Raw genomic sequence first — 13240 nt, forward strand, 5'->3', positions numbered from 1 at the left:
TCTTTTCAAAACACAAACCGCAAGCAAAAACAGCTTATGCTCCTGGTTGCGGTTCTTTATTATCGATTTAGAAACTCATTTCAGTCCGGAAGAATATACCGTTTTTGTCGGTGAAATGGGCATTGCGGTATGTACCGCCCAAATGTCTTACGTATTCCACGCGAAGCACTTTAAACACATTGGTTACCCCGAATCCGATTTCGGCATACGGCGCGTTTTTGCTGTTGTCGTAAAAACCAGGCAAATCAAAAATCGGGTTGTACGCTTTGGTCAGGCTTCCGTAATGGGCCTTTATCGAAACAATTTCACGCAATTTAAACGACCGGATTACCGGTATCTTGTTCAAAATAAAACCGCCACCATTTAAATGTGCATGAAAGTTGGTGTACGCATTGTGGGCAAACGACGCATGATGCAAGAGGTTAAACCGGTACTTGGCAAATCCGAGCGACATGGAACCCACCGGTTGATCAAGCAAATCGTAAGGGGCATCGCCAAACAAATAACCGCCGTTCAGCATATAATTGACAAAAAGCTGCCCCAGCAACACGCGCCCTGAAATCGATCCGTGGAAATGCGAATAATAACCCAGATCGCTTTTGTTTACGCCGGGAATGGTGGTTGTTCCCACATCCCAACCTAAGTTAATAACCGGCACCGGGGTGATGTAATAAACACGCTCGAAGAAATACTTGTCGTAGTGCTGGCGAAATGCAAGACGCAAATCAAACAACACACCATAGTTATTATACTTCGGATACGAAATTCCATCCCTGACAAACTGAACAAAAGGCGTATTTCGGTTCCAAAGCACATAAGGCGAGGCTTCCAGATGCACATCTTTTTCACCGTTATAATCCACACGGAATTCTACATATTTTTCCTCTTTCAGATAGGGATTTTTTTCGCGAGTAGTAAAAGATGCAATAAAGTTGGCATTTCCTTTATTGTTGGGATTATTCTTTATGAACCGCAAAAACTTATCCTGCGAAATCAGGTTGTAATCGTTGTAATACCTGAAGCGCAACAAAAACTTATCGGTAGTGCCGGGTTGGTAGATTAAGTTTCCACCGTACTTAAACTCTTTACTCATGGAACCGTATCCGAGGAAACCGCCCACCGAAAAGCGCTTAAACATTTGCTCGCTGGTTCGCAGGGGCACTGTCAGTCGTGTTCCCTCAATGCGGTTGGTGGTGTAAATATCAAACACCGGCCCCACATCGAGTTTTCCCGCGTTATAGTAGCTGGAAAGCGCCATTCCTCCCACTTTATCAATCCCCTTTACCACTTTCTGCTCTTTGAGCTTATTTACGGTAAAATAGGTTTCTTCGCCCAAATGATCGACTGAAAACTCGGGCTGATTTTTCCATTCGCCCGGTTTTATTTCACCTAAGCGTTCGGCATTCGAATACTGTGTGGTTTTATTGATCAGCCAGTTTCCACTGGCAATCTGGTCCATTCGCCGCGAGCTGTACGAGGTAGAATCCTTGTTCAGCCTGATCGAAAGATTGATTCCAATGTTCTGTGCATCGTAAAAATATTGTCCGTCGGGTAATGTTTTGTAGTTTACTGTACCTCTGAAACCGTTAACAAAATTCAGGTTGGCTTTACCCGAAATAAAGGCTTCAATACTCTTTAGGGCAAATGTTTCGCTATCGACCAAAAAGCTACCCGAAAACAAGGGATTCAGCGGGTTCTTTGGGGTGTAGGTCATATGATAGTAGGTGTGATCACCTTCGTAAACGCTGTCGTTAAAAAAGATGTTGTAGTACATCCAGGCCGTGCTGGCAATCGGCGAAATAAAACCACGATCGAGGATGCGAATCTGCTCCTTGTAGAAATCCAGATCCACCACAACGTTGTTCAGAATCAGACTTTCGATGGCAGGATTTAAACGCGGGAATATTCCATCTTTTTTCGTGTAAACCACACTCATCGAATCGGGCGAAACAAGCTCCGCTTCCTCCAACAGATAAATCGGAGAGAAACGGAGATTTTGTCCTTCCATTTCCATGGTCACCTCTTCCATGTTATCAAAAAAGCGATTGATTTTAGCCGTGGTATCTACCGCAATGTAAACGGTAGTGTTTTCCAGCTGTTTGTAATCGCGAACCTGATGCAGCTTGTCGTGGTTATCCTTTTTGTGTTTTTGTATCAGGTTGAAAACAACTTTGGCAAAAGGAATATCCGACTTAACGGTAACCTCTTCGATTTTCTGAACTACTTTTTTTAATTCAACCGTGAATTGCTCGTTTTTACCGTTAAGTACTATTTCCTTTTGCTGGTAGCCAACCGAAGATATCGCCAGAGTGTCTCCCTGTGTCTTTTTCAGGATGAAACGCCCCTCCGCATTTGACTGGGTCCCCTGCATGGTTCCTTTTATCCAGATATTGGCAAACGGAATGGCTTCTTTTGTATCCACATCCTGCACAATTCCGGAAATCTCCTGAGCGGCACCCCACCAACTTACCACAAGCAAAAGCGTGGCAGTTGTAAATATCCTTCTCAACATTTTGGTTAGTTTAAAGACTGCCTTTTTTCACTCTGAATTAACCAGTACAGTCCTTTTACTCCAATCCGAATGTCGTTAAGCCGAAGCAATACAAAAATCTTTTCGATGTAGGCAAATACTCCCCAACCTACTGCGAGGTAGTACATCCAGGTATAAAAGCCAAAAACGAAGAGTACAAAAAAGAATATACTTTGAATGTATCCGGCCGAAACAGCCGAGTATAAATGCAATCCCGGTATTTTACCAAAACGGTAAAATGAAATAATGTAACTTAATACAAAAACCGTCAGGAACAAATACAAGATCCACGCATGCGGTTCAATTTCTGTCCATTTGAACAGAAATAATCCCAGCAATGCCATGGCATATGTACATATATCTGCCAGATTGTCAAGCGCTGCGCCAAAATTGGTTTGAAGTTTAAAGAAACGCGCTATATTTCCATCCAGCACATCACTCACCAGGCTAATGCACAAGAAAATAACGTAGTATTTTTCCTGTCCGGTAAGTGCAAAATAAAATATCAGGGGAAATGCCAAAAGCCTGTAAAGGCTAATAAAATTGGGCACGTTTATTATTTTTTCCCCTCTTACTGTAATCTGTTTCATTTGTAAAAATTGTTAATTCCCGGCCTAAACCGGGTGTTTTAGCGTGATTGATTCAATCCTCCGGCAATATAATTGCCCGTTCCGATAGAATCAATCACGCCTTATCTGATTCTGCTTTTCATTCTCTGTTAACTGGCAATCCGCGCCTTTTTATCGGATGCCTTATCCAAAAAATATTCCAACATTTTCCGAATCGATTCCTCGCTGGCTTCATTTGCTTCCAACTGCATCACTTCATCCAGTTTGGTGGTATCAAAATTCATGTTTGTATCGGTGTAACTGGCCGTAAAAGACATCCCGATAGAAATGATCCTTTCATAGGAATCCATTTCCGAAACTTCCAGCTCAGGTAGAGACAACAGTGAAATCGGGACCAACTCGCTCAAACAGCTTAATATAAAACCATTCCGAATTCCCTGCTTAGCTACCACATTCATAATTACGGGGATCTCCGAAATTTTAACAACCTGCATCAGGTAGCTTACTACAGTATCAATCGGAATCAGGTTCTGTGTGGTTTCGGGATTTACCTTTACACGCACTTTGCGGTACGGATGCCGGTTGGCCATGCTCTGAATACGGCGCGCAAAGTCGAAAATGCCATAATCGGTTTTGGTTACTCCCGTTTTGTTGTTCCCAACTACTTGCGATAAACGTAAAATATGTCCATTCAGTCCCTCCTCTTCAATTTGTTTTCTGATCAGATTTTCGGCAAAACGTTTCGACTGCTCGTAATAATTGCGGAACATGGAGATATCGGCATTATCGTAGAATTTCTCTTCAAATTTTCCTTCCATTATTCCGCTCGAATACGCTGTACTGATAAAGAAAAAGCGCGATTTCTTTGATGCAAATTTTGAGAATACCCGCATTGAATTCTGAACACCGTCGAGGTTTGTCTGAAAAATCTCATCTTTTGCTTTGAAATCGTACTTCAAACTTGCTGCAAAATGAAAATAATCCACATCGCTGCCAAAGATCTCGTTTAGCTGCTCTTCAGCAATTGAAAAATTTTCGTCGACCAGCGAGTAATCGTATACTTTAAGTTTGTCAGATTTAAATTCCTTCCCATCATTTAGATCGGAAAGCATATTGATCATTCTCTCCTGCGCCGGGATTTTTCCCGCTCGCACGAGGGCAATGATCTTGAAATCCTCCAAAAGTAGCTCGTTAATAAAATTGGCCGCTACATAGCCATTTGCTCCGTTAATGACAATCGTTTTCATGTTTCTTGTTTTCTCTTGAGAATATCTACTACCGTATATCTATTTTTTCCAAATTATCCGATTAAAGAAATAATACCAATATCAACACCGCACTAAGTGGAATGGTTAGGTTATCAGATCCGCGCCAGCTAACGAGTTCGCCGGTTGTGGTTGCCACAGCAACCGAAAGCGCCAATAAAAATGTTTTCAGATCAAACACATGTCTGTGAAAATACAGTGCGATCAAGCTGATTACAAAGCTGGTCACCAGAAAACTCCCCGATCCCAACCATGTTTTGTTCAATTTGTGCCCAAATAATACTATGCGACCATTATAGTTTTTAATATTGATCCCTAGTATAGCCGCAATTGGGTCGCAAATGGCCAGAATCAGCATGGGCAAAATGTAAATGAACTTATTGTCAAGCAAGTTTGCTATTAAAAAGGTAACATAAATTGAGAGGGGAAGCAAGTAACTGCCTATAGATTTTCGCTCGATATCGTGAATTGATTTTAGTTGTTTACTGTACTGGGTAACAAAAAGCGCTAAAAAGAACAGCGAGGCCAGTACCAAAATGTACCAGTGCGACGGAAAAATGTAGGGGAAAGGCACCACGGCCAATGTAGCTACAAAATGAGCAAACTTACGTGTGAATTCGCCTTTCAGGTTGAGCCTTCTGTAATTTAACTCATTAAAAGCCAGCAACAACACAATCCCGACGAGGTAAACAACCGATAAAACAATAATATTTCCCATATCTTTTATAGTTCCTGTCAAAAATTAAAAACCAGAATATATAATGCCACCCAAGCTCCGCCGGCAATCAGGCTGTCGAACCGATCGAGCAGTCCACCGTGCCCCGGAATTAGGCGACTAAAATCTTTTACAGTAAATTTTCTTTTGTAAAATGAAGCCGACAAATCGCCGGCAAAAGCAAATGCAATCACACCAATAGCTAAAACAAGTGCATCCAATGTTTCTCCTGCGTACAAATCTTTCAGCAAATAACTACTCGCCAGGGCTACCGAAGCACCGCCAACCAGTCCACCGACTGTTTTTTTAGGGCTTATTTCGGGGAACAGTTTTTTCCGCCCCCACAACTGACCGATAATCTGACTAAAACTATCGAAGATGGAAAGCACCAGGAAGGCAAATAAAATCAAGCCTTTCTCCAATCCGCCAAAAGCAATGAATCCTGCAGATAGAATAGCAAAAATCAGCAACGATATTGCAAAGAATTCTTTCTTCTGAAAACCACTGTTTCTAAATAATTTCAGCAGTTCGAAAAGTCCGCCAACGGTAATAACTATTGTCAGGAGATGAAAAATGGACGAATTGATGGTGATACTAAAAAACAAGGCGTTAATGATCAGAAAGTAAACACCAAATTTGGTATAACTCTCTTTTGCAACCGCCGGATCTTTCTTTCGGTTAATAAAATAGAATCCGATCCCACCCAGCAGGAAGTAAATAAGGATAATATAGTAAATAGCCTGAATCATCTTCTATACATAAATTTATTTTTTCAACCCTGCGATCATCAATACGCCAATCAGCACCATTACTGCTGCGTATATGTATCTCGCTTTATTTTCTGATTTATCCGTTTTCATTTTTGACAAAAGATTGGGTCCCAGTAAAGAACCAATCACTGAACCACCGGTAAGAAACATTACCAAAGTAAAATCGATCTGTCCGACCAGGAAATGAGCCCCAATAGCAAAAACCGTGTTGGCAAGAATAACCAGCAAAGAGGTTCCGATTACTAATTTCAAAGGAATTTCCATCGAGAAAAGTCCGGCGATTACCGGCGCTGTTCCGCTCGTTCCGAATGTTCCGGTTATAATGCCGGCAAACAATCCGAAAAACGATCCTTTGGCTTTCTTTTTCAAATCGAGGTGCTGCCCCTCTTCCTGCTTCTGTCCGTTCGATCCATCCTTCCTAACAGTGCCATAGGCAATATGGACGGCAATCAAAACCGAGTATACTCCAAAGCTGATCCTCAGCTGATCTGGACTAACCAGGCTGGTAATTCCGGCGCCAATAAAAGCCCCGATAATTCCGGCAACGGCAAACATAAAGCCTGTTCTGAAATCGATGTTCGACTTCCGCGAATGCCCGACCGTTCCGACTATAGCAATTGGCAGGGTTGCCACCAACGAGGTAATGACGGCCGTCTGCATCGGAACACCGATTAAAATGGAGAGCACCGGAAGAAAAATAAAACCTCCGCCGCCGCCCAGCATGGTCCCGAACAACCCCACTATAAAGCCGATTATCGGCAACAGGTAATAAACAGGTTCTATGTCAGAATATACAATCATTCGTACCAATGTCTATATTACTCGTTTTAAATAAATCGTTGCCAAAGGATGTTTTAATTCTGCCTGTTGCAAAATTCCATCCTTGTAACTGTACTCGTGTGCTTTCTTGTTTTTCTCGTCGGTAATTAAGTAGGAATGGTCTGCTATCTTTTCAATTTTCTGAACCTCGCCACTCCTTTCTTTAAATATCTTTGAAATTCCTTTGGGTTCGTTAAAGTACAGCAGGCTACCACTAAAGGTGATGTTTTCGTTCACCACGGTCGAATCACCGTCTTTCACCAACACATAGGCGTTCCCTTCCCGCTCGAGCCTGGTATCTGAATTTATTTTTCCGTTCTTCAAGGTCTGCACATGAAAATTGGCCAGACTTCCTTGTTTGTATGCACTATTCTGGATAAATTTTACCCGGTACGGAACAATTAGTTTTACTTCCACATCAGTTACGGCTTGTATGTCTATATTTCCGTTTTTTTCTTTTTGAGTTACCGAGAACTCCCCGATATTCATCCCAAATACCCATATATTATACCGGGCACTTTGTTCCTCCTGTGCGAATGATGAATTAATCCATAAAATGACAAATAAAAGGCCAGCCAAATATTTCATATAATAATCCTAGTGCAACTTGTTGTACTTATTTTCAAAACTTCAAAAGTACAATTAAGAGAAATGTACCTAACATTTTCCGCTAAGGGGAATCTGCTTACCTTTTACTTCTTCAATCATTTTACTGATTTTTCTTTTGCTTCCCTGCGTGTAAATATTTCCCATATCAAGTCGATTGTTCTTTACTCCCTTTGTCTAATCTCTCTTCTCAAATCACCCGACAGATCCGGTATCTTCACAAAAATAACTACCAGGCTCATCTGGTGAACTTTGCTGTTTTACCTTCCTGCTTCAAAAATACAATTTATTATCCAATTCAACATAAAGTACTTTTTTTAGCAATATGATATCCAACACATTACACACCAGCCACTAAAACAAAAAATCTAAAATAAACCAATCTGACATAAAAACGCGGATTTCAGAAAGCCAGTAATGAGCCAACAGCACTTTTCTTTTTCTATCGCGTCTTACATTTTCTGCCGCGGTTAATTGTTTTCATGACTTTAAATTGCTGCTCATTCGGCAAGGCACAAAGATCCATATTCTGAAATGGTCTAAGAATAGACTATGTTCGGGAAAGCATGTCTGAATTACGGATTAAATCGATGAAAAACTGCTGCTATATTCGGTGGGACTACTATTGGTTAAGCGCTTAAAAAACTTACTAAAGGCAAACTGATCGGAAAAATTCAACTGATCGGAAACCACTGCAACTTTCACATTATCATTTACTAGCAACACTTTTGCTTCGCAAACCAACGCCATATTGATTAGCTCCCGACCGGTAAACCCGGTTACTTTTTTCAGGTTCTCCGATAAATGTTTTGATGTCACCCCTAAACGCTCGGCGTAAAAATTAAGATTATGTTGTTCGCGGAAATGAACATGCAACAAACGAATAAATTCCACGGTCAACTTTTCGCGTCTCGATTCGTTCGGATTCTTCAACGGCATGTTCTCGTTGATCTGCTTGGCCATCATATAAGAAACCGCCACCAACAAGGTGTGCAACAAATCGATCGTAAAAGGAAACTGACTTTGATGCTGCCTTTTTTCCATAATCCGGACAATTTCCCAAACTTCTTCAAATTCATTTTCGGGAAAGGAGATCTGCAAAATGGGCGATGTTGCAAAGTACTGAATCATATCAAGCTTACTAAACCGCATAGGCACCCTGTTCTGAAAATCGTTATCGATCACCACCATCAACAATTCCGCATCTTCAGAAATCTCTAAAAACTCAAATACTACCAGCCGGTTCAGGAGCATCACGCTGTTACTTTGCACAACGTATTCACGAAAACGGTACCGAACTGTTAACATGCCTTGTTTTACCGCCAACAGCGCACTGTACGAAGGCACAAATGGCTGATTCATCACAAAGGTTTTTCTTATTTCCCTCGTTTTCAGAATCTCAACATCCGTATTTTCTTTCTTTTTTCTCATTCGAATTGTGAGGGCAAAAATGGGAAAACCATTTACGTTCTCCAAATAGACAACTGCAATTTAACGGAGCAACAACCATGCATGCCCTACAAAATCATTTAAATTTTCCAGAAAGCGTTATCGATTAGAATAAAGAAAAATTGGCAGGCCTGTAAGCCGGGTTCTGTCAATCCCGATTACTCGGGAAAGCTTTATCATTTATCTAGCCCAGGTATCACTACCTGGGTCCTGCAGCCTACCCCTCCCGGTTCCTTTGTGCGTTAGGAACAAAACGGGCCGTTCTGCTGTACCGCAACAGCGGCAAACAACCGGGATATACATGGCTTTGCAACCCGTGAGACATACGGCTGGCGATGTTGCCACCACCACCGGTGCGCTTTTACCGCACCTTTTCACCCGTACCCTGCTGCAGACACGCCACTGCAAGGTGGTTATTTTCTGTTATGTTGCTATCCCCTTTCAAAGATCTTCCCGCTAAGAAGCACGGTGCCCTGTGTTGCCCGGACTTTCCTCCCTCCCGAAAACTCGGGAGAGCGATAAAGCGGCCTGCCGCTGCAAAAGTAATCAATATGTTTTTCATCTGGCGTATATTTTCGTAAATTGATTTTTACCTTGCCGTTCTGATCAAACCGTTTACATTGAAAACCGGAACTGCTGTTTAAACCAAAAGTCAAATCCAAAGAACCATTCCTTATGAATGTATCAAAATCGGAAAAACAGGAACTCCTCCAAAAATTAAACGAGTTACTAAAAAAGCAATCAGATTTCCAGCAGGAAATAAATGAGCTGCAACGGCACATTATCCGTTTACAAGTTGAAGAACCGAAACCTGTTACCCAAGAAACCCGGGAGTTCACGCCCCAGCAACCCACCGCTGTTCAAAAACCGGAAATACCAAAAGAGCAACCTCGACACGCAGAGCATTTCATAAAAAAGGAAAGTAAAAAAGCTTCAAGCTTCTGGGGGAAAAGTGGCATTACCACCGAATTTGAGCAGTTTATTGGGACTAACCTCATTAACAAAATAGGAATGATCGTAGTTATCATCGGAGTGGGGATCGGTGCGAAATATGCTATCGACAACAACCTGATTTCTCCTTTAATGCGCATCGCCCTTGGCTACCTCGTTGGGGGAATCCTGGCTTTTTTTGCCGTTCGCTTAAAAGAAAAATATTTCAATTTCAGTGCAGTTCTTTTTAGCGGCGGAATGGCCATTTTTTACTTTATCAGTTATGCCGCCTACACCTACTACAACCTCTTCCCGTATGTAGTAGCTTTTCTGCTTATGGTTTTGTTTACCGTCTTCACCGTGGCACTTGCCCTGTATTACGACCGCCAGGTGATCGCACACTTTGGTCTGGCCGGCGCTTACATTGTGCCCTTTATTCTACACAGCCCTGTTTCGAGTGCGCTTGTTCTGTTCACTTACATGGCAATTATTAACCTGGGGATACTCTTCATTTCCACGAAGAAACAATGGAAGCCGCTCAACTACATTGCCTTTCTCGCTACCTGGGGTATTTTTATTTCATGGTTTGCCTCAAAAGATTACGGTCATCAAATCGGCACGGCACTTACCTTTGCCTCACTTTTTTTCGTCATCTTTTACCTGGTACTTTTATCCTACAAACTCATTTTGAAGGAAAAATTTGCCATCGACGATATCATTTTTCTTATACTGAATGCAGGAATGTACTTTACCATTGGCATGATTGCGCTCGATATGAACGATCTTAGCCAGACATACGGAGGACTTTTCACGTTCATCAATGCCATTGTACACGGGAGCACGGCTTATCTTGTTTACCGCTCGGAAAAGAAAGAACTTTTTTACTGGACCATCGGACTGGTCATTTTACTGGTTACCATCGCTATCGGCATTCAGTTTGAATCTCACCTTATAACCATGCTTTGGGCAGCAGAAGCAGCTTTCCTGTTTTGGTTGGGGCGCAGTAAGAAAATTCAATTGTTCGATTATATTTCGGCATCGCTGATGCTCCTGACTTTTTTTGCACTTACGGTGAACTGGTTTTCGGTGTCCTACAATTTCTATCCGGACTCGATCTCAGAAGTATTCACCCCACTCCTCAATCTCACATTTTTGGCTTCGCTGATCGTTACCGGATCATATGCATTTGTTTACTACATCAACAACAAATGGTCGCCGGAAGAAGGTAAGATGAAAAGCTGGCTCGAAGTGTTTAACATCCTGTTCGGAGGGCTGTTTCTCCTCACTATTTTCCTCTCTTTTTATAATCAAATCGATCTCTACTGGAACAACCGGCAAATCTACACCACCTATGAGATGAGCTACGACGGAACCTGGGTAAAGACATACGAAAATCTCAACAACGACATTTCCACTTTTAAGACGATCTGGATGATGAATTATACCATATTGTTCTTTTCAGCCCTGGCATCTATCAATTTTAAACGCATTAAAAACATGCTCCTGAACGGATTCATTCTGGTGATGGGCTTTTTAGTTATCCTGATATTTCTGTCTGGCGGATTAAATGCGCTGGGATCGCTTCGCGACAGCTACCTGGCAACCGATCTGGCCGACAATTACCATGTCACGACCTATTACCTGCTGATCAGATACGTGGCTTATTTGTTCCTGGCTTTGCTCTTTTATTCGATCTATAAGTTTTCACTCTTACAAATTAACCAGGAATGCATTGTGAATGCATTCGAGGTATTTCTGAGTATCACCCTGATCGTAATTTGTAGTAGCGAACTAATCCATTGGCTAAACTTGTCCGATTCTGTCAATGTATATAACTACAGTCTCAGCATTTTGTGGGGCATCCTCTCCTTTTTGCTGATTGTTTACGGAATATGGAAAAAGAAGAAACACCTGCGGCTCACATCGATTATTTTATTTGGCGGAACCATCGTCAAACTGTTTGTTTACGATCTTTCCAATCTGGCAACCATTCCAAAAACCATTGTGTTTGTCTTAGTCGGAGCCCTGCTGCTAGTGGTTTCTTTTCTTTACAACAAGTACCGCAAAATTATTTTCTGAAGAAGCAAAACATCATTTCCTGGCTACATTCACAGAAATGAAATGTCTTAACTCTCAGATAACTACTCTCTTCGGTTTTTGTCGGGACGGTTCCTTCTTCTCCCTATGCTATTTTTTAAAACATAATTGAGTCTGAAATAAAAAATAGAGAATAAGGAATAACGAATAAAAAAGTGTTGAAAAGGAATAATTTGAGCCAATATTTCCTGATTTTTATTCCTTATTTCATGTTTCTTATTTAAAACCGTTTCTGTTTTTTTCAAATTCCAATGAAAAAAAGATGTCTACAGCGCAGCTGCAAACAGGAAAGGATAAGTGGAGGGAATAAATTGCGACCGAAACTAATTTTCAGCGTTATTGCATCACCTTCTCAGAATTACCATAGTTGCTCCATAGCCATATTCCTTAAACGAAGCATCCTGGAAGTAATACTTTTTGAATTTGCGGTTTAGGACGTTGGCCACTTCCTGTTTCAAAACGCCCTGTCCCACTCCGTGAATAAATACAATCCGCTTTACGTGATCGCGAATGGCATTGTTCATTTCCGATTCCACTTTTTCAAGCTGAATTTCCAGAATTTCGCGGTTGCTCAAACCTTCCGGCTGATCCAGCAATTCGTTGATATGCAGATCAAAAACTACCTCATCAGAAGGTTTCTTTTTCTGAATTTTTACAGGAGTTTCAACCTCTGATTTTTCTTTTACCAACTGCTTGAATTCAGCTTCGGTAATCGCATCCAGATTATCGGTTAACGGATTGGCGGTAATTTTTAAAACCATTGCAGGCCGTTTAAAATAAGAGCTTTGCTGAAAGGTAGAAGCCTTGTAAAACCTTACCGGATTTACTTTAAAACGTTTGATTACCGGCTGAAACCACTCATTTCCCGTGTCTTTGAAACGCAGTATCTGAAATCCAAAATCCGGCAGGCTGCTTAAATCTTCCTGCGTCAGCGAATCGATCTTTAGCCTTGAATTTGATTTCAGGTTTCCGGTTTCCACCGTTTTTACATCACTTTCGGTTAAATACGAATAGGTAAACAGAATTTTGAAGTTGCTGTCGTTAATCAGAAAAACCTCTATTTCTCCCGACAACGGATTTTTGGCATCCTTCGGAACAAAGCAAAAATAAAAATCTGGTGCATCTTTCCCGTTGATCACTTCGCCTTCCGGCTCGATGTATTCCGGCTCAACAACTTTTGTCTCAACAACAGGAGCAGCTTGCGAAACAGTGCCTTTGGCATTTAGCTCAGGTGCATTTACATTTACCAGTTGCGAAATGGGGTACGGTACCTCAAAACCATCGTCGCCCTCCACATTCACCATACTCTTGCTGATAAAACCGGTTACAACACCGCCACCTACGTCGTTCAGGAATTTTACTCTGTCTCCTACTTTAATCATGTTACATCGTTTTGTGCAAAGGTAAACTTTCTCTCAGCACTTTTGCGTTTTTGGTTTTCAAAGTAAGAACAGCACTACCAAAGAAAATATTACTTTTGCACCGCAAAT

10 protein-coding genes and 1 other RNA gene are annotated in these 13240 nt (G+C 41.5%); 1 reads left to right on the top strand and 10 read right to left on the bottom strand.

The genetic code is table 11. The annotated features are described in order from the left end of the window. Nucleotides 1-67 precede the first annotated feature (67 nt). The 9 genes from MR764_RS03370 to rnpB form a co-directional block, all read right to left on the bottom strand. Nucleotides 68-2512, bottom strand: a complete 2445-nt coding sequence (locus MR764_RS03370; RefSeq protein ID WP_247977980.1) for a DUF5686 and carboxypeptidase-like regulatory domain-containing protein — start codon at nt 2510-2512, stop codon at nt 68-70. Between the two features lie 5 nt (nt 2513-2517). Further along, nucleotides 2518-3120, bottom strand: a complete 603-nt coding sequence (locus MR764_RS03375; RefSeq protein WP_247977921.1) for a CDP-alcohol phosphatidyltransferase family protein — start codon at nt 3118-3120, stop codon at nt 2518-2520. Nucleotides 3121-3248: 128 nt separating this feature from the next. After that, the gene (locus tag MR764_RS03380) at nt 3249-4346 is read right to left on the bottom strand and encodes an SDR family oxidoreductase (RefSeq protein WP_247977981.1); all 1098 of its coding nucleotides are present in this window, start codon (nt 4344-4346) and stop codon (nt 3249-3251) included. A gap of 61 nt (nt 4347-4407) precedes the next feature. Next, nucleotides 4408-5082, bottom strand: a complete 675-nt coding sequence (locus MR764_RS03385) for a phosphatidate cytidylyltransferase (protein WP_247977982.1) — start codon at nt 5080-5082, stop codon at nt 4408-4410. 17 nt (nt 5083-5099) lie between these two features. Further along, nucleotides 5100-5828, bottom strand: a complete 729-nt coding sequence (locus tag MR764_RS03390) for a phosphatidate cytidylyltransferase (protein ID WP_247977983.1) — start codon at nt 5826-5828, stop codon at nt 5100-5102. A gap of 15 nt (nt 5829-5843) precedes the next feature. Next, the gene (locus MR764_RS03395; protein ID WP_247977984.1) at nt 5844-6650 is read right to left on the bottom strand and encodes a sulfite exporter TauE/SafE family protein; all 807 of its coding nucleotides are present in this window, start codon (nt 6648-6650) and stop codon (nt 5844-5846) included. A gap of 12 nt (nt 6651-6662) precedes the next feature. Continuing rightward, the gene (locus MR764_RS03400; protein WP_247977985.1) at nt 6663-7256 is read right to left on the bottom strand and encodes a DUF6134 family protein; all 594 of its coding nucleotides are present in this window, start codon (nt 7254-7256) and stop codon (nt 6663-6665) included. A gap of 600 nt (nt 7257-7856) precedes the next feature. Further along, nucleotides 7857-8705 (bottom strand): AraC family transcriptional regulator, encoded by an 849-nt coding sequence (locus MR764_RS03405; RefSeq protein ID WP_247977986.1) that lies wholly within the window; start codon nt 8703-8705, stop codon nt 7857-7859. A gap of 136 nt (nt 8706-8841) precedes the next feature. After that, an RNA gene (rnpB, locus tag MR764_RS03410) (RNase P RNA component class A) lies at nt 8842-9258 on the bottom strand. A 140-nt stretch (nt 9259-9398) separates the two neighbouring features. Here rnpB and MR764_RS03415 point away from each other — a divergent pair. Next, nucleotides 9399-11732, top strand: coding sequence for a DUF2339 domain-containing protein (locus MR764_RS03415; RefSeq protein WP_247977987.1), 2334 nt, complete (start codon nt 9399-9401; stop codon nt 11730-11732). A gap of 362 nt (nt 11733-12094) precedes the next feature. Here the strand turns inward: MR764_RS03415 and MR764_RS03420 are convergent, their stop codons facing one another. Further along, complete coding sequence (locus MR764_RS03420; RefSeq protein WP_247977988.1) at nt 12095-13132, bottom strand: DUF2027 domain-containing protein; 1038 nt, start codon at nt 13130-13132, stop codon at nt 12095-12097. Nucleotides 13133-13240: the final 108 nt, after the last annotated feature.

Origin of the sequence: Maribellus sp. YY47 (genome assembly GCF_023111095.1) — a bacterium.
In the GTDB taxonomy this organism is placed as follows: Bacteria; Bacteroidota; Bacteroidia; order Bacteroidales; family Prolixibacteraceae; genus Draconibacterium.

Excerpts from the sequence above, each read along its gene's own strand:
- MR764_RS03380 (WP_247977981.1), bottom strand. The coding sequence starts at position 4,346 with ATGAAAACGATTGTCATTAACGGAGCAAATGGCTATGTAGCGGCCAAT.
- MR764_RS03375 (WP_247977921.1), bottom strand. The coding sequence starts at position 3,120 with ATGAAACAGATTACAGTAAGAGGGGAAAAAATAATAAACGTGCCCAAT.
- MR764_RS03370 (WP_247977980.1), bottom strand. The coding sequence starts at position 2,512 with ATGTTGAGAAGGATATTTACAACTGCCACGCTTTTGCTTGTGGTAAGT.
- MR764_RS03395 (WP_247977984.1), bottom strand. The coding sequence starts at position 6,650 with ATGATTGTATATTCTGACATAGAACCTGTTTATTACCTGTTGCCGATA.
- MR764_RS03415 (WP_247977987.1), top strand. The coding sequence starts at position 9,399 with ATGAATGTATCAAAATCGGAAAAACAGGAACTCCTCCAAAAATTAAAC.
- MR764_RS03400 (WP_247977985.1), bottom strand. The coding sequence starts at position 7,256 with ATGAAATATTTGGCTGGCCTTTTATTTGTCATTTTATGGATTAATTCA.
- MR764_RS03390 (WP_247977983.1), bottom strand. The coding sequence starts at position 5,828 with ATGATTCAGGCTATTTACTATATTATCCTTATTTACTTCCTGCTGGGT.
- MR764_RS03405 (WP_247977986.1), bottom strand. The coding sequence starts at position 8,705 with ATGAGAAAAAAGAAAGAAAATACGGATGTTGAGATTCTGAAAACGAGG.
- MR764_RS03385 (WP_247977982.1), bottom strand. The coding sequence starts at position 5,082 with ATGGGAAATATTATTGTTTTATCGGTTGTTTACCTCGTCGGGATTGTG.
- MR764_RS03420 (WP_247977988.1), bottom strand. The coding sequence starts at position 13,132 with ATGATTAAAGTAGGAGACAGAGTAAAATTCCTGAACGACGTAGGTGGC.